Source organism: Cupriavidus sp. 2SB (assembly GCF_005503625.1).
In the GTDB taxonomy this organism is placed as follows: Bacteria; Pseudomonadota; Gammaproteobacteria; order Burkholderiales; family Burkholderiaceae; genus Cupriavidus.
Genome location: NZ_SCMX01000026.1, coordinates 1 through 22,143, shown reverse-complemented (window position 1 = coordinate 22,143; position 22,143 = coordinate 1). Strand labels below are relative to the sequence as shown.

General features: G+C 64.4%; 24 protein-coding genes. 15 read left to right on the top strand and 9 right to left on the bottom strand.

From position 1 onward, the window contains the following. Nucleotides 1-31 precede the first annotated feature (31 nt). Complete coding sequence (locus FFS21_RS14405; RefSeq protein ID WP_137925469.1) at nucleotides 32-943, bottom strand: LysR family transcriptional regulator; 912 nt, start codon at nucleotides 941-943, stop codon at nucleotides 32-34. Between the two features lie 176 nt (nucleotides 944-1,119). Between FFS21_RS14405 and FFS21_RS14400 the strand changes: the two genes are divergently transcribed. After that, nucleotides 1,120-1,941, top strand: a complete 822-nt coding sequence (locus FFS21_RS14400) for an IclR family transcriptional regulator (protein WP_137925468.1) — start codon at nucleotides 1,120-1,122, stop codon at nucleotides 1,939-1,941. 168 nt (nucleotides 1,942-2,109) lie between these two features. Here FFS21_RS14400 and FFS21_RS14395 read toward each other — a convergent pair whose 3' ends face one another. The 4 genes from FFS21_RS14395 to FFS21_RS14380 are packed head-to-tail and all read right to left on the bottom strand — an operon-like array spanning nucleotide 2,110 to nucleotide 4,695. Continuing rightward, the gene (locus FFS21_RS14395) at nucleotides 2,110-2,457 is read right to left on the bottom strand and encodes a 2Fe-2S iron-sulfur cluster-binding protein (RefSeq protein WP_137925524.1); all 348 of its coding nucleotides are present in this window, start codon (nucleotides 2,455-2,457) and stop codon (nucleotides 2,110-2,112) included. After that, nucleotides 2,457-2,771, bottom strand: a complete 315-nt coding sequence (locus tag FFS21_RS14390; RefSeq protein WP_137925467.1) for a ferredoxin — start codon at nucleotides 2,769-2,771, stop codon at nucleotides 2,457-2,459. The genes FFS21_RS14395 and FFS21_RS14390 overlap by 1 nt, the downstream gene beginning before the upstream one ends. A gap of 1 nt (nucleotide 2,772) precedes the next feature. Continuing rightward, complete coding sequence (locus FFS21_RS14385; RefSeq protein ID WP_137925466.1) at nucleotides 2,773-3,126, bottom strand: 2Fe-2S iron-sulfur cluster-binding protein; 354 nt, start codon at nucleotides 3,124-3,126, stop codon at nucleotides 2,773-2,775. A 30-nt stretch (nucleotides 3,127-3,156) separates the two neighbouring features. Continuing rightward, on the bottom strand, nucleotides 3,157-4,695 hold the full coding sequence (locus FFS21_RS14380; RefSeq protein ID WP_137925465.1) for a hypothetical protein: 1,539 nt from the start codon (nucleotides 4,693-4,695) through the stop codon (nucleotides 3,157-3,159). Nucleotides 4,696-5,036: 341 nt separating this feature from the next. Here FFS21_RS14380 and FFS21_RS14375 point away from each other — a divergent pair, with 341 nt between their 5' ends. From FFS21_RS14375 to FFS21_RS32020, 7 genes are all read left to right on the top strand, one after another. Beyond that, complete coding sequence (locus FFS21_RS14375) at nucleotides 5,037-5,966, top strand: ornithine cyclodeaminase family protein (RefSeq protein ID WP_137925464.1); 930 nt, start codon at nucleotides 5,037-5,039, stop codon at nucleotides 5,964-5,966. Nucleotides 5,967-6,084: 118 nt separating this feature from the next. Then, nucleotides 6,085-6,810 (top strand): iron-containing redox enzyme family protein, encoded by a 726-nt coding sequence (locus FFS21_RS14370; protein ID WP_137925463.1) that lies wholly within the window; start codon nucleotides 6,085-6,087, stop codon nucleotides 6,808-6,810. 96 nt (nucleotides 6,811-6,906) lie between these two features. Beyond that, entirely contained in the window at nucleotides 6,907-8,355 is a 1,449-nt protein-coding gene (locus FFS21_RS14365) for an aldehyde dehydrogenase family protein (protein WP_137925462.1), read from the top strand. A gap of 2 nt (nucleotides 8,356-8,357) precedes the next feature. Beyond that, on the top strand, nucleotides 8,358-8,837 hold the full coding sequence (locus tag FFS21_RS14360) for a GlcG/HbpS family heme-binding protein (RefSeq protein WP_137925461.1): 480 nt from the start codon (nucleotides 8,358-8,360) through the stop codon (nucleotides 8,835-8,837). Nucleotides 8,838-8,850: 13 nt separating this feature from the next. After that, entirely contained in the window at nucleotides 8,851-9,855 is a 1,005-nt protein-coding gene (locus tag FFS21_RS14355; RefSeq protein ID WP_137925460.1) for a 2Fe-2S iron-sulfur cluster-binding protein, read from the top strand. 118 nt (nucleotides 9,856-9,973) lie between these two features. Continuing rightward, nucleotides 9,974-10,687, top strand: a complete 714-nt coding sequence (locus FFS21_RS14350; RefSeq protein ID WP_137925459.1) for a GntR family transcriptional regulator — start codon at nucleotides 9,974-9,976, stop codon at nucleotides 10,685-10,687. Between the two features lie 108 nt (nucleotides 10,688-10,795). After that, nucleotides 10,796-10,963: a hypothetical protein gene (locus FFS21_RS32020; protein ID WP_171020413.1), complete on the top strand. Its 168-nt coding sequence runs from the start codon at nucleotides 10,796-10,798 to the stop codon at nucleotides 10,961-10,963. 80 nt (nucleotides 10,964-11,043) lie between these two features. Here FFS21_RS32020 and FFS21_RS14345 read toward each other — a convergent pair whose 3' ends face one another. Further along, on the bottom strand, nucleotides 11,044-11,889 hold the full coding sequence (locus tag FFS21_RS14345; protein WP_137925458.1) for a phytanoyl-CoA dioxygenase family protein: 846 nt from the start codon (nucleotides 11,887-11,889) through the stop codon (nucleotides 11,044-11,046). 251 nt (nucleotides 11,890-12,140) lie between these two features. Between FFS21_RS14345 and FFS21_RS14340 the strand changes: the two genes are divergently transcribed. The 5 genes from FFS21_RS14340 to FFS21_RS14320 all read left to right on the top strand — a co-directional run bounded on the left by FFS21_RS14340 (nucleotide 12,141) and on the right by FFS21_RS14320 (nucleotide 18,288). Beyond that, nucleotides 12,141-13,052 carry an AAA family ATPase gene (locus FFS21_RS14340; protein WP_137925457.1) on the top strand — a complete coding sequence of 304 codons (912 nt, stop codon included), beginning with the start codon at nucleotides 12,141-12,143 and terminating at the stop codon, nucleotides 13,050-13,052. Between the two features lie 21 nt (nucleotides 13,053-13,073). Continuing rightward, nucleotides 13,074-14,099 carry a DUF58 domain-containing protein gene (locus tag FFS21_RS14335; protein ID WP_137925456.1) on the top strand — a complete coding sequence of 342 codons (1,026 nt, stop codon included), beginning with the start codon at nucleotides 13,074-13,076 and terminating at the stop codon, nucleotides 14,097-14,099. Next, entirely contained in the window at nucleotides 14,096-16,120 is a 2,025-nt protein-coding gene (locus FFS21_RS14330; RefSeq protein ID WP_137925455.1) for a transglutaminase TgpA family protein, read from the top strand. The genes FFS21_RS14335 and FFS21_RS14330 overlap by 4 nt, the downstream gene beginning before the upstream one ends. A 96-nt stretch (nucleotides 16,121-16,216) precedes the next feature. Beyond that, on the top strand, nucleotides 16,217-16,714 hold the full coding sequence (locus FFS21_RS14325) for a MarR family winged helix-turn-helix transcriptional regulator (protein ID WP_137925454.1): 498 nt from the start codon (nucleotides 16,217-16,219) through the stop codon (nucleotides 16,712-16,714). A gap of 53 nt (nucleotides 16,715-16,767) precedes the next feature. Continuing rightward, the gene (locus FFS21_RS14320; RefSeq protein WP_137925523.1) at nucleotides 16,768-18,288 is read left to right on the top strand and encodes an MFS transporter; all 1,521 of its coding nucleotides are present in this window, start codon (nucleotides 16,768-16,770) and stop codon (nucleotides 18,286-18,288) included. A gap of 103 nt (nucleotides 18,289-18,391) precedes the next feature. On the opposite strand, the gene FFS21_RS14315 is transcribed toward FFS21_RS14320, so the two are convergent. Both FFS21_RS14315 and FFS21_RS14310 read right to left on the bottom strand, forming a co-directional pair. Continuing rightward, nucleotides 18,392-18,715: a hypothetical protein gene (locus FFS21_RS14315; protein ID WP_137925453.1), complete on the bottom strand. Its 324-nt coding sequence runs from the start codon at nucleotides 18,713-18,715 to the stop codon at nucleotides 18,392-18,394. A gap of 259 nt (nucleotides 18,716-18,974) precedes the next feature. Continuing rightward, nucleotides 18,975-20,432 carry a DegQ family serine endoprotease gene (locus FFS21_RS14310; protein ID WP_137925452.1) on the bottom strand — a complete coding sequence of 486 codons (1,458 nt, stop codon included), beginning with the start codon at nucleotides 20,430-20,432 and terminating at the stop codon, nucleotides 18,975-18,977. A 255-nt stretch (nucleotides 20,433-20,687) separates the two neighbouring features. Between FFS21_RS14310 and FFS21_RS14305 the strand changes: the two genes are divergently transcribed. Both FFS21_RS14305 and FFS21_RS14300 read left to right on the top strand, forming a co-directional pair. After that, a complete protein-coding gene (locus FFS21_RS14305; RefSeq protein ID WP_137925451.1) occupies nucleotides 20,688-21,161 on the top strand; it encodes a MarR family winged helix-turn-helix transcriptional regulator in 474 nt (157 codons plus the stop codon). Nucleotides 21,162-21,232: 71 nt separating this feature from the next. After that, complete coding sequence (locus FFS21_RS14300; RefSeq protein WP_137925450.1) at nucleotides 21,233-21,655, top strand: organic hydroperoxide resistance protein; 423 nt, start codon at nucleotides 21,233-21,235, stop codon at nucleotides 21,653-21,655. 40 nt (nucleotides 21,656-21,695) lie between these two features. Here FFS21_RS14300 and FFS21_RS14295 read toward each other — a convergent pair whose 3' ends face one another. Next, nucleotides 21,696-22,010, bottom strand: coding sequence for a GIY-YIG nuclease family protein (locus tag FFS21_RS14295; protein WP_137925449.1), 315 nt, complete (start codon nucleotides 22,008-22,010; stop codon nucleotides 21,696-21,698). Nucleotides 22,011-22,143: the final 133 nt, after the last annotated feature.

The window sequence follows — 22,143 nt, the reverse complement described above, 5'->3', positions numbered from 1 at the left end:
CTGACCGGTAGACCCGGTCCACACACGCAAGTTACTGCCCGAGGTCGTCGAGATCTTCCCCCATCATCGATTCGATGGCTTCCATGAACGCGCGCACCTTGCGCGGCTGGAGCCGTCGGTCGGGCAGTAGCGCAAACACCCTCAGCGGCGGCAACGGGTAATCCGGCATCACCCGCACCAGCCTGCCCTGCGCAATCTCCGTTCCCGCAGCCGTCATCGGCACCCGCGCGATGCCCAGCCCGGCCAGCGCCGCCTGCATGCGCAATTCGGCGTTATAGGTCTGCATACGTGGACGGATCGGCACCTGCACGCGCGATCCGTTTCTTGAGAATTCCCAGACCGAGGCGCCCGGCGTGGCCAGTGTGGGCATGTTCGAGAGGTCTTCCGGCACCATCTGGGCGGGCAGGCTGGCCGCCAGCGACGGCGCCGCCACCAGGCCGCGCTCCACGTGCCAGATCCGGCGCGCGATGGTGCCGGAGTCGGGCAGGTCTGCATCCACCGTGACAAAGGCGATGTCAAAGCCCTCGCGGATCGGATCGACCAGCCCCTGTGCGATTTCCACGGTGATATCGAGCGCCGGGTGGGCCGCCAGCGTGCGGCAGATGACGCCGCCCAATTGCTGGGCGCCGAATTCGTAAGGCGTGGCGATGCGGAGCATGCCCTGCACGCGTTCCTCGCGTGCCAGCGTCTCCTGGCGGATTTCACGCAGGCGGGCAAATAGCGGCGCCACGTCGCGATAGACCGCGCCGCCCGCATCTGTGAGCCGCATGCGGCGCGTGGTGCGCTCCAGCAGCTTGGCGCCGATCGCTGTTTCCAGGCGGATCACCGCCGCCGATACGCGTGATTTGGGGCAGTCCAGCGTCGCGGCAGCCGCCGTGAACGTGCCCTGCTCCACCACACAACAGAAAGCCTCCCAATCGTTCCACTGGATTGTCTCGTTCACAGACCCGTTTCCCTTGCCAGACACTATTGTCGTGACCGCCTGTTGCCGTAGGATGCGGCAATGTGCGGACGCACATTATGCGGCAGACATCTTCGACCCGGCGCCAGACTGGCAAAGCCCGCACATTTCCTCTACCCTTTCGGCCTTCCCGAATCCTTTCCGAGTCCTTCCGATACATGGCGAATCCAGCCGATCCCGCACTGCCCGACGCACCGGCCGCCATCTCCGGCGAGAAGCCCAGCGACAGTTACGTCCAGTCGTTCGCGCGCGGCCTGTCGGTGATCCGCGCATTCGATGCCAGCCATCCGGCGCAGACCCTGACCGAGATCGCCCAGGCCAGCGGCCTGACGCGCGCTGGCGCCCGCCGCATCCTGCTGACGCTGGTGGGCCTGGGCTACGTTCGGAACGACGGACGGCTGTTCCGCCTCACGCCCAAGATCCTGGACCTGGGCTTCGCGTACCTGACCTCGATGCCGTTCTGGAATCTGGCCGAGCCGGTCATGGAATCGCTCTCGCAATCCGTGCACGAAAGCTGCTCGATCTCCGTGCTCGACGGCACCGAGATCGTCTACGTGCTGCGCGTGCCGGCGCGCAAGATCATGACCATCAACCTGTCGATCGGCAGCCGGCTGCCTGCCTATTGCTCGTCAATGGGTCGCGTGCTGCTGTCGGGGCTGAACGCCGAGGAACTCGATGCCGTGCTGCAGGCGTCGGACCTGCAACCGCGTACGCGGCGCACAGTCACCGACCCCGCCCGGCTGAAGACGCTGATCGCCGATATCCGCGCACGGGGCTGGGCGCAGAACGATCAGGAACTGGAAGAAGGACTGGTATCGCTGGCCGCGCCCATCCGCAACCGGTCCGGCCAGGTGATCGCTGCCATCAATATCAGTGGCCAGGCCAACCGCACGAGCGCCCAGGAAATGGTGGACCAGTTCCTGCCACCGCTGCAGGAAGCCGCGGAAAAGATCTCGGCGATGGTGGGGTTGAGGACGTAACTCAAACTGCCGAGGGTTTTGGCTCCCCTCTCCCATGAAATGGGAGAGGGGTTGGGGGAGAGGGCCGGAGGCTCTGCTTGCCAACGTTTGGCAATTTGAACTGCTGGCCCTCTCCCCCACCCCTCTCCCGCAGGCGGGAGAGGGGAGCAAACCCTCAGAAGCTAGTACCTATCGCGGCCCCACCCTCGGCTCCCACGACACCGCCACATCCCCCTTCACAAACGTCTGGCAAGCCATCCGATAGCCAGCCTGCAGATCCTCTTCGGTCAGGTGCTTGCGCTCCTTCGGCTTCACGGCGTCGGTATGTTCCAGCCCTTTCTCGACCTTGCACTTGCACGTGCCGCAGATGCCGCCGCCGCATTTGAACGGGATGCCGCCCTGCTCGCGCAGCGATACGCGCAGCAGGTTGCTGTTCTCTGGCGCGGTGACGGTCTTGCCGGCGTTGGTCAGGAAGGTGATAGCGACGGTGCGCGCCTGCACGGGCGCTTTGGTGTCCGCTGCGGTGTCCGCCTGCATCATTGTTTCCTCAGTGAAAGATCCATGCTGCCAAAGTGCGCCAGTTGCCGAAGCGCGGCGTGGGCAGCGTCGAGCGTGTCGAAGCGCTCCAGAAATTTGACGGGTACGTGGTTGACCACGGGCGCGGCGTCGGGGCCGTCCGTCTCGTCGATCACGCGCACCTTCGTGGAAGCCGGCGCGTCCTCCAGCACCGCGATCACGAAGGTGGCCTTCGGGCGCCCGTAGAACAGGTATTCCCAGGTTTCCACGGGCACCACGCCGGGTACGGCCTCGGTGCGGAACTGGCCGGGCTTGCTGGTCAGGATCACGAACATGTCAGACAGCCCTGGCCGGCAGAGCCACCTGAACCTGCGGCGATGACTCCGCCTGCTCCGGCTGCTCCGGCTGCTCCAGTTCGATATCGTGCGTGAGCCAGAGCTGGCAGGTCAGCCGGAACCCCTGCTCCAGCCGCTCGCCCAGTTGCTTTTTCTCTTTCCAGTTCGGCGGCGGCAGGTGCTCGGCGCCCGCCAGCACGCGGCACGCGCACTTGGAGCATTTGCCCATGCCGCACTCGTAGCGCAGGTTCGGATACGGAAACTGCTTGATGCCGGCGCGCACCACGATGTTGGTCTCCGGCTTGACCTCGTCCACGTACACCTGTCCATTCTTGTGGAAGACAACTTTCGGCATGGCGTTCTGCTTGAGTTCAGTGAGTTGGGATCAGTGCCAGATCAGCATTGCGCAGATCGTCGACACGAACAGTCCGGCGAGCACCGGCAGCAGCAGCGCGCGCACGGCATCGAGCACCGGCACCCGCGCAAACCCGGCCACGGCAATCAGCGACGACCATGCGATCAGCGTGCCGCCACCGGTCCACACCGCGCCCATCTGGCCCACGGCCGCGAGCGTGGCGGAATCGAATCCCACCACCGGACCCAGCGCCCCGGCCAGCGTGCCGGTCAGCGGCAACCCGGCAAAGCCCGAGCCATCGATACCGGTGATCATGCCGACGAGCAGCACACCGAACGCCACCAGCACGTGGTTGTCCGGAATCATGTGCTGGTAGGCCTGGATCAATTCGAACAGCAGGCTGGGCGCCTTGCCGGCATCCACACCGAGAATCTGCGCGGCGGTCTCACCGGCGCCGACAAAGAAGAATCCCGCAATCGGCAGCACCGAACCCATCGCCTTGAACGCGAACACGAAGCCGTCCGTGATGTGCTCGGGGCAGACGTCGAGCATCCGGCGCGGGCCCTCGGCGGCCAGCGTGGCCAGCATCATCAGCACCGCCGCCACGCCGCCCACCAATGCCGCTGCCGCACCGCCCTTGAGATCACCGGCTGCGGATGAAATCTTCGGCAGCACCATCAGCGTGACCACGCAGAGAAACGCAATCGGCGTCAGCACGGCAAAGAACTTTGACCACTTCACGCGGCGCTTGGCCACCATGGCCAGACTGCTTTCGATGTTGGCGTCGGTGACCAGCGGCTCCTCATGCGACGTGCCGCGTGCAATCTCGGCCTTGTCGAACGTGCCGGTCGCTTCGACGGCCGCATCGCTGCCTGATGCGCGCGCTTGCCAGCGATCCAGCAACGCGCCGTTGGCCGGCACGATATGGCGCCGCATCGACAGGTACGCCAGCGTCAGTGCGATGGCACCGGTAATCACCGACAGCACCAGCGCACGATCCGCTACCACGGCTGCGCTGACCGCCGCGCCCGCCGCCTTGGCGCTGATACCCGGCGCCACGCCAATCACATAGTCCGACGACAGCGCCATGCCCTGCCCAGCGATGGCAATCGCCATGGCACCCGCCAGCGGCGGCAAACCCGCGGCGATAGCGGCTGGCAGCAAAATTGCCGACACCAGCGGCACCGCCGGCGTGGGCCAGAAGAACAGCGAGATCACATAGGTAATGCCCGCCAGGATGAAGTACGCGCTATGCCCGTTCTTCATCACCACGCGGAACGGCTCGACCATGCGGATATCCGAGCGCAGGGTCTTCAACGCGTTGAGTAGCGCGGTCATGAACGCAATGACCAGGAAGATGTTGAACAACTCCTTGGCCGCCACAAGGCTGGCGGAGAAGATGCCCCCGAGCGCACTGACCGGGTTACCGGTAATCGCCAGGATGACGAGGAAGGTACCGACAATCGACGGCACCACAACGTTGGCTCGCAGGATCATCGTCAAGACGATCACTGCCACGCCTAGCAGATACACCCAATGGGCCAGGCCGATCTCTACGGTTTGATGCATGAGGCTCCCCTGATCATGGAGGCCCTTGTGGGGGCGGTATAAGAATGTTCTGAATCTGAAGCCGAAACCTGAGCGGCTCTCCGCCTGCTCGTTTTTGTCTGCTACCAATTTGTATACTATATCCCGACAGGTTCCCGGAACAAGCAAAAACTGACGGATCTAGGGAAATCCCCCGATGGGTGCGCGAATATCCCGGAAGAACCGCATAACAGCACGGTTTCCGGGCACATGGCACCAGCCCGGCGCAGGATGTCATGGTGAAAAAACCCACTGGCGTTTTCTGGAATCGTGTGTAGACTGTATACCAAATCGTTCCCACGCCATTCGAGGACGTCCCCACGATGCTCCATATCACCGACGCGATGATCGACCGCCACGTCACCGCCGCCGACGCCCAGGGCGCAATGCGCGAAGCCTTCCGCAGCTTTGGCCAGGGCGACGCCGCCATGCAGGAACGCATCCGGACAGAGGCGGGCGGCGTGAAGCTCTCCACGCTCGGCGCGGTCATCCCCACGCAGCAAGTGGCAGGCGCCAAGATCTACACGACCATCGCCGGGCAGTTCTCGTTTGTCATCCTGCTGTTTTCGACGGTTGACGGCCGCCCACTGGCCTCGTTCGACGCGGGCGCTATCACGCGGCTGCGCACCGCAGCCTGCACCGTGCTGGCTGCGCAACAACTGGCCCGTCCCGGTGCCGAGACGCTGGCGCTATTCGGCGCCGGCACGCAGGGCGTGCAACACGCGCTGCAACTGTCGGCTGCACTGCCGCTGCGGCGCATCCTGATCTGCGATCCGTACGCCGATACCGGCGCCGCCAGTCGCCTTGCCAAGGCGTGCGGCATCTCCGTCGAGTTCGCCAAACCCGAAGATGCCGCTGCGGCGGCCGACATCATCGTTACCGCGTCGCGCTCCACCACGCCGTTGTTCTCCGGCGATCTGGTGCGCCCCGGCGCTTTCGTCGCAGCTATCGGATCGAGCCTGCCGCAGACGCGCGAACTCGACGACACGCTGCTGGCGCGCGCCGCCGCCGTAGTGGTGGAGTGGCGCCCGCAGTCGCTGCGTGAAGCCGGTGATCTGGTGCTGGCCGATAAGTCCGCACTGCCCGACAGCAAGATCGTCGAGCTTTCCGAAGTCCTGCTGGCGTCCCGCACCGTGCGCCAGTCCGACGACGACATCGTCATTTACAAGTCAGTTGGCGTCGGCCTTGAGGATGTGGCGCTGGCCGGTGTGGCCTGGCAACGCATTGAAGCGGCGCAGGCACTCGCCGCCTGACCCGGACCGCGCAAGCCCGGCGCTGCGCGGTTTTTTATCGCCCGAATCACGTTGTAGAAAGTATACAAAGTAGTCCTTCCACCCCGCGATCAGAAGATCCAGACACAAGGAGCCTCAAATGGCCGAACTGATGAACCGTGAAGAATTCCGTGCTGCGCTCGAAAACGCCATCAAGGGCAAGAGCGCCAACCAGGCGCCGTTCAGCAAGGCATGGGCCAGCGGCACGCTCTCGCGCGAGCATCTGGCGCGCTGGGCCGAGAACCACTATCACTACGTGGGCCCGTTCGCCGACTACCTCGCCTACATCTATGCGCGCACGCCCGACCACATGACCGAGGCCAAGGACTTCCTGCTGGCCAACATGTACGAGGAAGAGATCGGCGGCGATCGCCACACCGACCTGCTGATCCGCTTTGCCGAAGCCTGCGGCACCACGCGCGAACGTGTGGTGAGCCCCGACAACATGTCGCCCACCACGCGCGGCCTGCAAAGCTGGTGCTACGCCGTGGCAATGCGCGAAGACCCGGTAGTCGCTGTTGCCGGCCTCGTAGTGGGCCTGGAGTCGCAAGTGCCGTCGATCTACCGCAAGCAAACCCCCACGCTGCGCGAAAAGTACGGCTTCACCGACGAGGAAGTGGAGTTCTTCGACCTCCATATCGTCTCCGACGAAATCCACGGCGAGCGCGGCTATCAGATCGTGCTCGAGCACGCCAACACGCCCGAGCTGCAGGCGCGCTGCCTGAAGATCTGCGAGATCGGCGCGCAGATGCGGCTGCTGTACACCACGGCCCTGTACTACGACTACGTCGACGTGAAGACTGGGGCCGAGGCTGTGGCCGCCTGAGCGGTCACCTTACGGCATTGCCCCACGCCGGATGCCGCGCCCATGCGCCGGCGTCCGGTCCACGCATCCCCAGAGTCCCTCGACAGAGCCCCCACAATGACCGAGACGTACCGCAACTACATCGACGGCGAATGGTGTGACAGCACCAGCGGCCGCACGCTGGAGAACGTCAATCCGGCTGACACGCGCGACATCGTGAGCCGCCATGCCGCCTCCGATGCGCGCGACGCCGCTGCCGCCGTCTCCGCCGCAGCCGCCGCGTTCGATGGCTGGAAAAAAACGCCGATCGGCAAGCGCGCGAAGATCCTCAACGATGCCGCCGCGCATCTGGAAGCCAACGCCGACACCATTGCCGCCGAACTGACACGCGAGGAAGGCAAGGCGCTGAACCTGGCGCGCGATGAAGTCATGCGCTCGGCGCAAACGCTGCGTTTCTACGCGGTGGAAGGCCAGACCTTTGGCGGTGAGAGCTATCCGAACGATGATCCGGACATGCTGGTCTACAGCCAGCGCGAACCGCTGGGCGTGGTGACCGTGATCTCGCCGTGGAACTTCCCGGTTTCGATTCCAGCCCGCAAGATCGCCCCGGCGCTGATCACGGGCAACACCGTAGTCTTCAAGCCATCGTCGGACGCGCCGCTGTCCGGCTATCGCCTGGCCGAAGCCTTCGTGCGCGCTGGCATCCCCAAAGGCGTGCTGAATTTCATCACCGGCAGCGCCGCCGAAGTGGGTCCGACCATCGTCGAAAGCCGCGCGGTGCGCGCCGTGTCGTTCACGGGATCGACCGCAGCCGGCGAGCAGATTCACCGCTCCGCGCCGATGACCACGCGCACGCAGATGGAACTCGGCGGCAAGAACCCGCTGATCGTCATGGAAGACGCCGATCTGGACCGCGCCGTGGATCTCGCCATCAAGGGCGGCCTGTCGCTGTCCGGCCAGGCATGCACAGGCACGAGTCGCATCCTGGTCATGCGCGAGGTGAAGCAGGCGTTCACGGAAAAGCTCGTCAGCAAGGTCAAGGCGCTGAAGATCGGCAGTGGCCCGACGCCGGGCATGGACCTCGGCCCGCTTGCCACGCGCAAGCAGCTCGACACAGTGCTCGGCTATATCAAAACCGGCAAGCAGGAAGCCACGCTGCTATGCGGCGGCGAGCGGCTGACCGATGGCGATTTCGCGCACGGCTACTACGTGGCGCCAGCCGTATTCGCCGATGTCACGCAGCAAATGCGCATCGCACGCGAGGAAATCTTCGGCCCGGTGCTCGCCATCATCGAAGTGAGCAGCTATGCCGAGGCCATCGCCACGGCCAACGACACGGAATACGGGTTGTCCGCCGCCATTGCCACGCGCAATCCGCGCTATATGCACGACTTCGCGCGCGATATCGAATCCGGCACGGTGAAGATCAACCGCACCACCACCGGCAATCTCGTCAACGCGCCGTTCGGCGGCCTGAAGCGCTCCAGCACCTCCACGTTCCGCGAATCGGGCCGCGCCGGGCTGGACTTCTACACGCAGATCAAGACCATCTACCAGGGGGTTTAACCATGAAGAAAGCCATCAAGCTCGAACTGCGGGAAGCCCGCCACATGGTGGCCGCCGCCGTTCGCCGCGCCGAGGAAATCGGCGTGCTGGAATCCATCTGCATCGTCGATGACGGCGGCTATCCACTGCTGCTCGAACGCATGGACGGCGCGCGCATCACCGGCCCGCAGATCGCGTGGAACAAGGCGTTCACCGCCGCCGGCCACAAGCGGTCCACGCACCTGTTCAACACGGCGCCGAATGGCCCCGCCCTGCCCGGCAACGAAGCCTTCGGCATCCAGTGGAGCTTCGAAGGCAAGTTCGCCGTGTTCGTGGGCGGCTACCCGATCGTGGTCAACGGCGAAGTGATCGGCGGCGTGGGCCTCTCCGGTGGCAACGGCGAGCAAGACACCGCCTGCGGCGTGGCGGCGCTCGAAGCGCTGCGCGACCTGCTGGCCGCCGAAGACCTGACCGTGCTGGCGCAAGCCGACATCAAGAAATAAGGAAGGAGGGGTCATGTCCCATCGCGTAGAGATCGCGGAAACACAGCAGGTCTTCATGGTGGCCCCAGGCGAATCGGTACTGGACGCCGCGTTGCGCAGCGGCGTGGACCTGGCCCACGAATGCACGTTCGGCGGCTGCGGCACCTGCCGCGTGCGCGTGGTGCAGGGGTCGGTCTCCTACGAGGATTTTCCGATGGGACTGTCCGAGGCCGAGGCCGCCGACGGCTACGCGCTGGCCTGCCAGGCACGGCCCGATGGCGACCTCGTCCTCAGCACCGCGCGTGAAGCGAGCAATCTGGCACCTGCCCGGCGCACTACCGCCACGGTGCGCGCAGTCTCGCCGCTCGGGCCCGACGTACTGCACCTGCAACTCGCGCTGCCCGATGACGAACCGTTCGACTTCGCGCCTGGGCAATACCTCAAGGTGCTGCTGGAGGATGGTACCCATCGCAGTTTCTCGATGGCATCGGCACCGAATGGCAACGTCGTCGACTTCCACGTCAGGCAGATCGCCAATGGACGATTCACGTCGCAACAGTTGCCGCGTCTGCATGCTGGCGACACGCTCGACGTGGAAATCCCGCATGGCAGCTTCAGCCTGCACAAGGAGGACTATCGCCCGCTGCTGATGGTGGCCACGGGCACCGGCCTCGCGCCGATCAAGAGCATGCTCGAATCCCTGATGGACGACCCCGACTGCCCGCCCGTCTGGCTCTACTGGGGCATGCGCACGGCGGCGGACCTCTATCTGCACGAGGAAATCGCTAGATGGGGCGAGCGGCTCTACGACTTTCAATACGTGCCAGTACTGTCGCGCGGCGACGATACGTGGCATGGGCGACGCGGCTATGTGCACGACGCGGTCGCCGCGGACCTGGGCGACCTCTCCGAGCATGCGATCTACCTGTGCGGTTCACCAAACATGATCCACGACGCCAAGCAGACCTTCATGGCGCTGGGCGCGCAGGTGCCCTTCCTTCGCGCGGACGGGTTCACGTTCCAGCACGGAGGCGGCTGATCGGGCGGGTGGATGTCTACCCTATGTCTGCATGAAGTAGGGACGGTATACAATAGCGGCATTCCAGCCGTAGCCATCGCTACGGCGTTTCCCAGTATTCCGACGGCCGATCCCGACCATGAACGACGCCACCGCCAGTGCCCTCAAGCCGAATCCTGACGCCCCGGCCACCAGCCTGGGCGCCCAGCATTCCCCGCTCTTCGCACTTGTGACCGACACCCTGCGCCAGCGCATCCTTGGCGGTCAGTACGAACAAGGCGAACGGCTCGTCGAGAACACCCTCTCGCTCGAACTTGGCGTATCCCGCATTCCGGTGCGCGAAGCGCTGCGCGCGCTGGCCGCCGAAGGGCTGGTGCGCATCGAGCCGCGCCGGGGGGCCTCGGTGGCCCGACTGTCGCCCAACATCGCGCGGGAAATGGTCGAGGTACGCGCCACGCTCGAAGGGCTCAACGCCAAGCTGGCCGCGCAGCGCCGCGACCCGGCGCTGATCGCGGAAATCGAGCAGGTACTCAGGGAGGGGAACGAGGCCGTGAACACCGGCCAGACCGAACGCTTTGTCGAACTGAACTCGCGCTTTCACGAAGTGCTTGGCAACATCGCTGCCAACAGCGTGCTGCAGGACATGATGCGCTCGCTGCGCGAACGCACCGCGCTGCTCTTCGCGCCGGCCAACATGAGCCGCGCGCGCACCAACTGGGACGAGCACGCGCAGATCCTCCAGGCCGTCATTGCCGGCGACGCCGACCTGGCCGCGCTGCTGGCCACGCGGCATGTTTTCAGCGCCGCCAAGGCCGTGGAATCGATCCAGGCGGAGGGCGGCGAGCAAAGCTAGGCGCTTCGCCCACGCACCACGCAATACCCCATTACGCACCACGAAATGGCGCAGTGCACCATCGAAGTGTATACTGTCTGCGTTTTGTGACCACAATGGGGATTAACCATGAACTACCCGGAGGCTTCGTACTTCGACCGTCCGGTGGGCGAGCAGCTCCTGAGCCACTTCGCACGCCGTGATGCCATCCGGCACGCCACGCCGCTGCTGCCCTTCCGCTTTGCCGATCTCGTCGCACTGCTCCGCGGCACGTCCGATCGACGGAAAGCTGTCTGAGCCAGCTCGAAAGCTCTGCGCCTCGGCAAAAGAAAAGCCGCCTTCAAACATGAGGCGGCTTTTTTTCGTTCAGTCCGAGGTCACAGCGCCGACGGTGGCATCTCCACACTGCCGAACTCCGCCGAGCGCGATCCACTGATGGGCCGGTTGCTGGCGCCAAAGTAGGCAAACGCCACCGACAGCTTGACCGCTTCCGAATCGTTGCGCCCTGCCGCGTGGAACAGCCGGCTGTCGAACATCAGAACGTCGCCACGATGCAGCGCCAGCGGCATCGCGCCCTTGAGCAGCGCCTGGCTGTTCGGGTGCGCTTCGATGAGGAATTCGGCGGGATCGAGCTGGGCCGGGTCGAGTTTCGCGCGATGCGACGCCGGGATCACGCGCAGCACGCCGTTGCGCTCGTCTTCATCGCCCAGCGCCAGCCACACCGTGACCAATTCGGGTTTCACGAACGACCAATAGCGCGTATCGCGGTGCCAGCCGGTCTGGCTGCCGAAGTGCGGATGCTTTGTCATCACGCAGTTATGATGTGCCAGCGTCAGGCGAGTCGGCTCGCCCAATAGTGCCTCCACCGTGGCCAGCAGTTGCGGATCGCTGGCCCAGCGTCGGAAGGCTTCGTCGCGGCCGTATGCCTGGCGCAACCGGCGCACCGTATGGCCGCCTTCGGCCTGCCGCGTGGCCGGCGCCCCAGGGTAGCCAAGATCGGCCTCGAACTCGACCGGCGGTGCCGCCGCCGCCAGATGCTGGCGCGTCACGGTTTCCAGCGCGGCGCAGGTGGCCTCGCTGGCAAAGTTACGCAGCACGATATAGCCGCCAGCCTGAAACTCGCGGGCCAGGCTGGCCAATGCCGCCTGATCAGCCAGCGGCGCGGAACAATCGAAATCGAGGGAGGCGGACGCCTGAGCGGCGCGCGATGGCGAGGCAGTCATTGCAGGGTAAGACTTTTCTGAAAGTGGCAGCTGCTAACAGGCCGATGATGCCAGAACCGGCGCGATCCGGTGCGAGTCGACATCGCCGTCCAGCCAAATGCGGTGAGATATCGGCCCGCCCGCCCACTCCAACGCCTCAATCATGGTGCGGAAACCCACGGTCCAATGCGACCCATGCGCCGTTACCGCCGCTACAATGGCCCGACCCTGCTGCACCGAACGACATCGCCAACCCTACTGATGCCGCCATCGTGACTGCCCGACCCCGCATTACCGCCTCGCTCGCCGAGGCCCAGAACCAGCTAGGCCGCATCGTGCTGGGCAAACCCCGCCAACTGCGGCTGGCGCTGGCATGCATGCTCGCTGGCGGCCACCTGCTGCTGGAGGACGTGCCCGGCGTAGGCAAGACCACGCTGGCCCATGCGCTGGCGCAAACATTGGGCTTGCAGTATCGGCGCGTGCAGTTCACCAGTGACCTGCTGCCGGCTGACCTGATCGGCGTATCGGTGTTCAACCGTGAATCCAGCGATTTCCGATTCCATCGCGGCCCGGTCTTCGCTCAACTTGTACTGGCCGACGAAATCAACCGCGCACCGCCGAAGACGCAAAGCGCGCTGCTCGAAGCCATGGCCGAACGCCAGGTCACGCACGACGGCGTGACCCACGCGTTGCCGGCGCCGTTCTTCGTGATCGCCACGCAGAATCCGCTCGAACAGGTTGGCACCCACGCGTTGCCCGAATCCCAGCTTGACCGGTTTGCGATGCGCATCTCGCTCGGCTATCCCGACCCCGCCTTCGAGCGCGTGCTGTATCTCGGCGGCACCGCCAAGCCGGAAGTCACGGCGGTGATGGACGCGGAACAGGTCGTGGCGCTGCAGGCGGCGGTCGGCCGCGTCTACGCGAGTCCCGCGCTGGTGGACTACGCACTCGCACTGGTCCAGACCACGCGCAACGAATCGGGTTTCATTGCAGGACTCTCGCCGCGCGCCGGGCTGTCGCTACTGGCCTGCGCCCGCGCCTGGGCACTGCTGCACCAACGCGAAATGGTGATCCCTGAAGATATCCAGGCGGTGTTCGTGCCGGTGGCCGCGCACAGGTTGCTGCCGTCCGGCCAGCCGACCACAGCCCTCGACCGTCTGCTGGCGGGCGTGGCGATTCCCTGACCGGATTTCCCTTCCGCAACCATGCGACGCGCCCCGGCGGTGCCCGATCCACGCGGCTCGATACGACCGACTACCTCCGCACGCACATCGTCGAGGTGGCCGCGCCGCCCACGCCCGCCCGTCAACGGCGTGATCAGGCTCGACCGCCGTCATCTCTATATCCTGCCCACCCGCAGCGGACTCGGCTTTGTCGTGCTGCTGCTGGCGATGCTGACCACCTCGCTGAACTACAACATCAGCCTGGGCTTCGCGCTGACATTCCTGCTGGTCGGCATCGGCATGTCCTGCATGTGGATGGCCTATCGCAACCTGCTCGACCTCGAACTCTCTGCCGGCCCTGTGGCCCCGGCCTTCGCCGGAGACGCGGCAGTCTTCGTGCTGTACGCGCGGCAGCACGATGGCCTGGCGCGCATCGGTATCGAAGCGCGCTGCGCATCGTCGGACGCGGTCGATGCGGTCTCGCTGACACTCGGAGGCACGCAAGGCAACGAGGGTACGCTGTCGATTCGCCTTCCGGCGCAGCAACGCGGGAGACTCGCATTGCCGCGCGTTACGCTGTTCAGCCGCTTCCCGTTCGGCATGTTCCACGTGTGGAGCTATGCGGATTTCCCGCTGGCGACCATCGTCTATCCTGCGCCCGAGCGCCATGCGCCACCGCTGCCGCAGATGTCGGGCCCCGGCGATGACGACGAAGGCGCGGTCACCACGGCCGCGGAGGATGGCATTGACCAGCTTCGCAAATATCGCCCCGGCGACCCCCTGCATCGCATCGCCTGGAAGCACAGTGCCCGCACGGGCCGCTGGATGAGCCGCACCGGCCAGATGCCTCAACCGCCTGCGTGCTGGATCGACTGGCACACGCTGCCGGTGTCGATGGATACCGAAGCGCGACTCTCACGGCTCTGCGCGTGGCTGGTGTCGGCGGGTGACAGCGTGGACATCGGCCTGCGCCTGCCGGGCGTGGAAATCCCGCCCGGCCACGGCGCTGCCCATCGCCGCTCTTGCCTGGAAGCCCTGGCGCTGTGGCCGGAGCGGCGCGCGTCATGACGGCCCGGGCAACCAAGACGACAAAGGCACCGCCACGCCCGCTCGGCCATCAGGAGCACGGCATGCTGATCGGCCAGCTAGCGCTGGTGCTCGTGCCCCAGGCCCGCACGCTGCCCGTGTCGATCAGCCTGCTGCTCCTGTTGCTGCTCGGCTGGCGCTGGCTGTTGTGGCGGCAGCGGGCGCCGCTGCCATCGAAGCTGATGATTGGCGTGACGGCCATGCTGGTACTCGTCATCGCCGCCGCGCTGGTCTGGCAGGCGGGCGGCAGCCTGGGCCGCGAACTCTGCGTGGCGCTGCTCGCGGCCTTTGTCATCCTCAAGTTGATGGAGACACGCGCGCTGGCCGATGCCACGCTGGTCACGCAACTCTCCTTCTATCTTCTGCTCACGCTGTATCTGGCGGAACAGCCTTTCTGGCTGGCGCTCTACAGCATGGCCATCGGCACGTGGATCTTGCGCAACTGGCTGCTGTTCCATCATCCCGAAGCCCGCGAGCGGCTTGCCATCTGGCCGCTGCTCGGCCGCATGGCGCTGTTCGGCCTGCCATGGGCGCTGTGCCTGTTCGTACTGTTTCCGCGCCTCGATCATCCGCTGTGGCGCCTGCCGCAGTCGGAACCTACCGGACGCATGGGCATCGGCGACACGATGAAGCCCGGCAGCATCGGTCATCTGATCCGCTCGCCCGATGTGGCATTTCGCGCCGACATCGTCGGCGATCCCCTGCCCGCCAGCGCGCTCTACTGGCGTGCGCTGGTGATGTGGGAGTACGACGGGCAGGTGTGGCGGCTCGATGCCAATCCACCATTGCGTGAAGCACCCTCGCTCGTCGATGAGGGAGACGAGGGCGCTGCGGCGCTCGCCCCGGACGTGCGCGAGTACAACGTTACGCTCGAACCCACGCACAAGTCGTGGCTCTATCTGCTGGACCGTGGCGTGGCCATCTCGGAGAATCTGGGCGCACGCTCGTCCGCCGACGACGAATTCTTCGCACGCACGCCCGTGGAACGCACCCTCCGATACCGCGCACAGTCGACGCTGGGTGGCGCGTCCCAGCCACTGACGCGGCGCACGCTGCGGCTTTCCCTTGCGCTGCCGGAAGGCAATCCGCGCAGCCGCGCCCTGGCCGCCGACTGGGCGCGCGAGTACGCCGATCCGTGGCAGCGCGTGCAGGCCGCAATGCGGTTGTTCGCATCGTCGCCGTTCGCCTATACGTTGTCGCCCCCGCTGCTCGGCGGCCAGCAGGTGGACAGCTTCATATTCGATACCCGACGGGGCTTCTGCGAGCACTACGCCAGCAGCTTCGTGTTCCTGATGCGCGCCGCCGGCGTGCCCGCCCGCGTGGTGACCGGCTACCAGGGTGGCGAGTACAACCCCGTCGGCAAGCACTACGTCATCCGGCAATCCGACGCGCATGCATGGGCCGAAGTATGGCTGCAAGACCGGGGCTGGGTGCGAGTGGACCCCACCAGCGCGGTGGCACCGAGCCGCGTGGAAGATGGCGTGGACGCGGCGCTGGCCGGCGAAGAAATCGGCGCCTTGCGCGATCTGCGCGCGCCCGGCTGGCTGCGTGACATCCGCTGGGGCATCGACGGCCTGACCTATCGCTGGCAGCGCTGGGTCCTCGATTACGATCGCGGCCAGCAGCAGCGACTGCTCGAACTGGCGGGACTCGGCAATCAGTTGCCCAGCGTGCTGGCAGTTGGCATGGCGGTGTTGAGCCTCTTGGCTCTGCTCCCGATGTGGCTGCGACGTCGCCGCGTGGAACCGGTGCAGGCGCTCTACGAGCGCTTCTGCGCGACGCTTGCGCGCCACGGTTGCACGCGAGGCGTCTCCGAAGGACCCATCGACTTCGGCACCCGCGCCGCAACCGCCCTCCCCCGCGCGGCAACGGCGGTGCGTGCCTTCACAGATGGCTACGTCGACTGGCGCTACGGATTGGCGAATGGTGATGCTGATCAGGCCGCCAGGTCCGCCGCGCGCCTGCGCGCGGCACTGCGCGAGCTCGCTGCCGCGCTCAGATAGTTCGGCCAGCCGATCAATCTGTCTATGCAGCGATGCCTTGCCGATCGGCATGACGAGGCATATAGTTTCATCCGTAACTATTACGAATGAAACAACATGTCGTTTGAACGCCGCATCGACCGTTTTTGCGCCGACAATCCCGACGCGCCGCGCGACCTGATCCTCGCCTCACGCCTGTTGCTGCGCTCGGCTCGACTGATGCGCCAGCATATCGAACGTGCGCTCGCCCCCTATGATCTGGACCTGAACCAGTACCTGGTGATCAGCATGCTCGCCATCGACGCCAGCGAGCCCACCATGCCGTCCGAACTCGGCATGTCGATCGATGCCACGCGCACGCAGATGACACGGCTTGTCGATGGACTGGAAACGCGCGGACTGGTGCGACGCAAGCCGGCCGCCCATGACCGCCGCAGCCTCGAACTGAGTCTGACGCCTGCTGCGCGTGCCTTGCTGAAACGCGCGGTGCCCGTCGTGCATGCGGCCTATGCCGAGGCATGGGGGCCGCTCGGCAAGACGGAACTGGCTACGACTATCCGCGGGCTGACCACGCTCCATAGCCACCTCGCCGAGCTGGAGGCGGCCAAGCCGTGAATGTGGCAACCAGGCCATGGCGACGCGTGCGCGCCGGCTTTCGCTGGCTGAGGATGCTGAGCCGCCCGCAACGCCAGACCTTGATGATGATGCTGCTGGCGCTGGCAACGGGCGTGGAGTTCCTCGAGAACATCATGTTCGTGTTTGCATCGAGCCATATCGTGGGCGGGATCTCCGCCGACCCGCGCAGCTTCGCGCTCGTGCAGGCCGCCTACGCAGTGGGCAGCATGATGATGATCCTGAAGCAGCAGTGGCTGGCGCAGCGTTTCGGTTATCGTCGCTACCTGACCGCATCGCTGCTGCTGTTCATGGCCGGCACACTGGTGGCCGCCACCAGCACGGGTCTGCAGCAACTGGTGCTTGCCCGCTTCATGCAGGGCGTGGGCGGTGGCGCGCTCTTCACGAGTTGCCGTATCCTGGTCAACCTGATGTTCGCGCCCGTTGACCGTCCGCGCGCATCGCGCATCTTCATGCTCGGCATCTTTGGCGCCTCGGCGCTGGCGCCGGCTTTTGCCGCAGAGCTGATCGAGCACGGTGTCTGGCAGGACGTGTTCTATGGCGTGCTGCCCTTTGCCGCGCTGGCAACGGCAGGCGCGTGGTTGCTGCTACCCGATGCCGAGCCGCGGGATGATACGGAAGGTCCCGCACTCGTGCCGCTGCTGCTGTTCGGTGTTGCCATCGTAGCCCTGCAAGCGGCCATGACCGAAGCGCGCTTCGATATCTTCTCGCACCCGTTGCGTGTGACGGTCACCGGCGGGATCGCACTGGCACTGCTCGGCGTCTTCCTTTGGCACCAATGGCACCACGCCGCGCCCGTACTCCATCTGCGTGCGCTGCGCCAGCCGGTCTATATCGCTGGCCTGGCGATGTACTTCATCTACTACATGATCAGCAACCTGAGCAGCTACGTGTTCCCGATCTACGCTGAACAGGCGCTCGGCTTTCCGCTGGCGACCACCGGCTGGCTCAACACCTTTGCCGCGCTCATCAGCCTTGCCGGCATTTGGTTCTATCTGCGCGTGGCGCGCCGACTGACCCACAAGAAGCCCGTGATGGTGGCTGGCCTGCTGCTGATGGCCGGCGCGATGATGTGGTTCTCGATCATGTCGCCCAGCGTCGGACCCGCTGCGCTGGTACCCGGCCTTGTGGCCAAGGGGCTGTTCGGTGTGATGGTCATCATCCCCATTGCGGGCATCACGTTCAGTTCGCTGAAAGGCGAGGATTTCGGGCACGGCTATCGCAGCAAGAACCTGGTCCGGCAGATCGCCAGTTCGTTCGCTTCGGCGATAGGCGCGGTGCTGCTACAGAACCGGCAGTTCGCGGTGCACACGAGCCTGGTACATGCCGTGGGCCAACGGCCAGCCGAAACCGCGCAATGGATGGACGCCGCGCAGGCGGCACTGGTCGCGCGCGGGTTCGATGCCGGACAGGCCCACGCCGGTGCGCTCGCCCAGATGGCGGCCATCGTCGATCAACAGGCACGATTGATTGCCTGCGAGGATCTCTACCGGTTGATTGCCGCGATTGCCGTGCTGGCAGCGGTCTTCATGCTGATGCAGCGCCGGCTCGACTAGCCGGGCGGATGTGGAGCGTTGCAGGGCAACGGAACTACTGAACTACGGTGAGAGGTACTACGTTCGCGCTGGAGTCGCCACCCAGCAGCGCGTCAATGCCGACTCAAAACAGCGACATCTGGCGCATGCCGAAACCCACGGTTTCTTCCACGCGCGCACGTGCATGCGCAAGCGAACCTTCCGCGCCGGAATAGTTACCCGCTGCCCAGTGGTACACCACGGGCAGGTCGCCACGATCGGACAAGCGGACTTCGCCAAGCTTGTCGCCACGTTCACTGCGGTAGTAGTGGGAGCGGTAGCCACGCTCCCAGTGGGGCGGGACTTCCTTCTTGCGCCGACGAGTGGTCGGCTTGGCAGCGGCTGGTGACAGCCGCCGCGCCAGGTCGGTGACCGGCGAGATAGGGGCGCGGTTGAAATCCAACTGCATTAGACATCCTTCTTCTGTCGATTGAGCAAGAACCTAGCATGGTGACGTGAGTCACCACTCGCTTCGAGCATCGCAGTCGAGATGATACCTGTTTGCGCGCCGCATTGGGGCGTTTTGTCGCCCCGAAATCCGCCTGTAGCAACGGTTTGCGGGCGTATACGCAGTTCGTTGGTGAGGTGCGTATACGCCCGCTGTACCTGCGACTCAGCTGCGATCTACATGCTGGAGTGGCACGTATACCGCGTGGCCGATGCAGCGATCAGCCGAGGTCGAGCGGGATGAAGATCCGTGCGTCGTCACGTTGCACCAACAACGCAACTTGCTTGCCGGACTTCGCCACCAGCGCCCTCAACTGCTCGGCCGACGTCACTGGCGTACCATTGAGCGACAGGATGACATCGCCCTGCTGGATGCCAACCCGGGCGGCGGGCCCAGTCACATCCTCGACGACCAGACCGCTATCAATACCGCTGCCGCGTTGCTCTGCTGGCGAGAGCGGGCGCACGGCCAGGCCGAGCCGTCCGGCCGCTTCACCGCCGTTCTTGCCTTGCGCTACGGTGCCTTCCTTTACAGCACCCACCTTGACGCTCAGCGTCAGCGGCTCGCCCTTGCGGATGATCTTGAGACTGGTCTCGGTGCCCGGACGAATATCGGCAACATGTTCTGGCAAGTCGCCAGAATGGTCGATCTTGTCATCGCCAAGCTGCACGATCACGTCTCCTGGCTTCAAGCCAGCCTTGGCCGCGGGGCTGTCAGGCTCCACGGAATTGACCAATGCGCCCGTCGGCTTTGGCAGGTTGAATGACTGCGCCAACGCCTGGTTGACCTCCTGCACCGAAATGCCGAGACGTCCGCGTGTCACCTTGCCATGTGCCACCAACTGCTGCTCGACCTTGGTCGCCACGTTGATCGGTATCGCGAACGACAGGCCCTGATAGCCGCCGGTCTGACTGTAGATCTGCGAGTTGATGCCAATGACTTCGCCGCGCTGATTGAAGAGCGGACCACCGGAGTTGCCTGGGTTCACCGCCACATCGGTCTGGATGAACGGCACATAGGTATCGTCGGGCAGCGAGCGCGACTTTGCACTCACGATGCCGGCGGTCACCGTATTCTCGAAACCGTAGGGCGATCCGATGGCCAGGACCGGCTCTCCCACCCGGATTTTTGACGGATCCCCCAGACGGACGGTCGGCAGATCCTTCGCATCGATGCGGATCACCGCGATATCGCTCTGCGGATCGACGCCAAGCACCTTGGCCTTGAATTCACGGCGGTCCGTCAGCTTCACGGTGACTTCGGTGGCGTTGTCGACCACGTGCGCGTTCGTCAGAATCAGGCCATCGGAGCTGACAATGAAGCCCGAGCCAAGGCCCCTTACCAGTTGCGGCTGGCCGCCCTGCGGCCCCTGGAATTGCGGGCCGAAGCGCTTGAAGAACTGGAACAGCGGATCATCAGGGTCCATGCCCGAGGGCACCTGCGCCGAGGTACGCTGCGCGCGGGCAGTCACGCTGATATTCACCACTGCGGGGCCGTACTGATCGACGATGCCGGAGAAGTCGGTCGGCGTGGCCACAGCCAAAGGGGCAGCGCTGACGGGCGTTTGCGCAGCAAACGTCGGCGTAATGGCGTCCTTCTGCAGATAGGCATAACCGCCGCCAAGCGCAGCAAGCGCTGCAACACCTACGGCGGTACGGGCGAGAGTCTGGCGAATCATGGTGGCTTTCCTTTCGTTGGTTGGCGTCGCCGCATGCGGGCGTTTCGCGACAGTGCCATCGTAGGTAGCCACACTTAAGCCAGACTTAAAGGATCTAATTTCTCTTCAGGTATTGCCGCATCCACCTTCAGGTCATCCCAGCGAGGGTAAGGTACGACTTGGCTCCGACATGAGCGCCCCCTATTCTCTATAACGCTATTGGACTGATAGAAATTTTATCTTGCACACAAGCTAATTGTGTATAAGATAACTTACATGACGAAGCAAACGACGATCCCACCACCTGCAGAAGACTGGCTCGAGCTTGATCGGCAACTGTGCTTTGCGCTGTATTCGGCATCGTTGGCGATGACCAAGATGTACAAGCCTATCCTCAGTGAGCTTGGACTCACTTATCCGCAGTACCTCGTCATGCTTGTGTTGTGGCAACAGAGCGGTATCACGATCTCGGATTTAGGGGGGAAGCTGAAGTTGGACTCGGGTACGTTGACGCCGCTGTTGAAGCGGCTGGAGGCAGCCGGATATGTCCATCGAGAAAGAGATACTGACGACGAGCGTCGGGTTCTGGTGACGTTGACTCAGTCCGGCAGGAATCTGCGACAGGCGGCAGCCGGGATCCCCGAAGAGATTTTGTGTGCCACGCAGTGCTCGCTTGAAGAAATCCAGTCGCTGACGAAGCGACTGCAAGATTTGCGGTCCACGCTCGAAGTGGCGCGGGCCGAAGATTGACTGCCGGTTACCGGCATTTTGTTGAACGTGTTGAACACTGCCCCCGACGGGCACTACCCAGGAGCGTACAAATGAAACTCGAAAAAGTCCTTTACACCGCCCATGCTTCCGCAACCGGTGGCCGTGACGGCCGTGCGGTGACGTCCGATGGTCAACTGGATGTCAAGCTGGCGGTGCCGAAGGAAATGGGCGGCGCCGGCAACGGGCTGAACCCAGAGCAACTGTTCGCCGCTGGCTATTCAGCGTGTTTCCTTGGCGCGATCCGTTTCGTGGCCAGCCAGCAAAAGATCACCGTTTCCCCCGACGCCAAGATCGAAGGCGCCGTCGGTATCGGCCAGATTCCGCAAGGCTTCGGCATCCAGGCCGAGCTGAAGATTTCGCTGCCGGGCATGGAAAAAGAAGCGGCCCAAAAGTTGGTCGAGGCAGCCCACCAGGTTTGCCCGTATTCGAATGCCACGCGCGGCAATATCGAGGTAACGCTGATCGTGGTCTAAAACACGACTCAGGGCTTACCGCCAACAAAAAACGCCGGCGTCATGCCGGCGTTTTTTGTTGTGCGGGTTCCGACCTCAACTCACCGACCAACGCCCGCTTCTGAGCCGCTGTCAGCCGTTTGATGCGGATTTCAGCCTTCAATGCCTCGGATTTGTTCGGAAACTCCAGCCATCCAAGCAATTGCATCGGCTTACGGGCACGCGTGTATTTCGCACCTCTTCCAGAAACATGCGCCGCATACCGCCGCGCCACGTCAATCGTGATGCCGGTATAGATCGATGCACCTTCGCATTCGATCAGGTAAAGAAACCAGGGCGTCTCCTCGCGCTGTTCGAGGTCGGATTCGTCTGTCATTGCTTCACGATCATATCGGAAACCTGGAACCCAAAGACAAAACCCCTCGCAGCGTTAGCTGTCGAGGGGTTTTGGGGCATAAGAGCCTGGCGATGACCTACTTTCACACGGGTATCCGCACTATCATCGGCGC

Excerpts from the sequence above, each read along its gene's own strand:
- FFS21_RS14300 (WP_137925450.1), top strand. The coding sequence starts at position 21,233 with ATGAAACTCGAAAAAGTCCTTTACACCGCCCATGCTTCCGCAACCGGT.
- FFS21_RS14400 (WP_137925468.1), top strand. The coding sequence starts at position 1,120 with ATGGCGAATCCAGCCGATCCCGCACTGCCCGACGCACCGGCCGCCATC.
- FFS21_RS14395 (WP_137925524.1), bottom strand. The coding sequence starts at position 2,457 with ATGCAGGCGGACACCGCAGCGGACACCAAAGCGCCCGTGCAGGCGCGC.
- FFS21_RS14310 (WP_137925452.1), bottom strand. The coding sequence starts at position 20,432 with ATGATTCGCCAGACTCTCGCCCGTACCGCCGTAGGTGTTGCAGCGCTT.
- FFS21_RS14330 (WP_137925455.1), top strand. The coding sequence starts at position 14,096 with ATGACGGCCCGGGCAACCAAGACGACAAAGGCACCGCCACGCCCGCTC.
- FFS21_RS14390 (WP_137925467.1), bottom strand. The coding sequence starts at position 2,771 with ATGTTCGTGATCCTGACCAGCAAGCCCGGCCAGTTCCGCACCGAGGCC.
- FFS21_RS14335 (WP_137925456.1), top strand. The coding sequence starts at position 13,074 with ATGCGACGCGCCCCGGCGGTGCCCGATCCACGCGGCTCGATACGACCG.
- FFS21_RS14305 (WP_137925451.1), top strand. The coding sequence starts at position 20,688 with ATGACGAAGCAAACGACGATCCCACCACCTGCAGAAGACTGGCTCGAG.
- FFS21_RS14360 (WP_137925461.1), top strand. The coding sequence starts at position 8,358 with ATGAAGAAAGCCATCAAGCTCGAACTGCGGGAAGCCCGCCACATGGTG.
- FFS21_RS14355 (WP_137925460.1), top strand. The coding sequence starts at position 8,851 with ATGTCCCATCGCGTAGAGATCGCGGAAACACAGCAGGTCTTCATGGTG.
- FFS21_RS14375 (WP_137925464.1), top strand. The coding sequence starts at position 5,037 with ATGCTCCATATCACCGACGCGATGATCGACCGCCACGTCACCGCCGCC.
- FFS21_RS14365 (WP_137925462.1), top strand. The coding sequence starts at position 6,907 with ATGACCGAGACGTACCGCAACTACATCGACGGCGAATGGTGTGACAGC.
- FFS21_RS14320 (WP_137925523.1), top strand. The coding sequence starts at position 16,768 with ATGCTGAGCCGCCCGCAACGCCAGACCTTGATGATGATGCTGCTGGCG.
- FFS21_RS14350 (WP_137925459.1), top strand. The coding sequence starts at position 9,974 with ATGAACGACGCCACCGCCAGTGCCCTCAAGCCGAATCCTGACGCCCCG.
- FFS21_RS14295 (WP_137925449.1), bottom strand. The coding sequence starts at position 22,010 with ATGACAGACGAATCCGACCTCGAACAGCGCGAGGAGACGCCCTGGTTT.
- FFS21_RS32020 (WP_171020413.1), top strand. The coding sequence starts at position 10,796 with ATGAACTACCCGGAGGCTTCGTACTTCGACCGTCCGGTGGGCGAGCAG.
- FFS21_RS14380 (WP_137925465.1), bottom strand. The coding sequence starts at position 4,695 with ATGCATCAAACCGTAGAGATCGGCCTGGCCCATTGGGTGTATCTGCTA.
- FFS21_RS14385 (WP_137925466.1), bottom strand. The coding sequence starts at position 3,126 with ATGCCGAAAGTTGTCTTCCACAAGAATGGACAGGTGTACGTGGACGAG.
- FFS21_RS14370 (WP_137925463.1), top strand. The coding sequence starts at position 6,085 with ATGGCCGAACTGATGAACCGTGAAGAATTCCGTGCTGCGCTCGAAAAC.
- FFS21_RS14315 (WP_137925453.1), bottom strand. The coding sequence starts at position 18,715 with ATGCAGTTGGATTTCAACCGCGCCCCTATCTCGCCGGTCACCGACCTG.
- FFS21_RS14345 (WP_137925458.1), bottom strand. The coding sequence starts at position 11,889 with ATGACTGCCTCGCCATCGCGCGCCGCTCAGGCGTCCGCCTCCCTCGAT.
- FFS21_RS14325 (WP_137925454.1), top strand. The coding sequence starts at position 16,217 with ATGTCGTTTGAACGCCGCATCGACCGTTTTTGCGCCGACAATCCCGAC.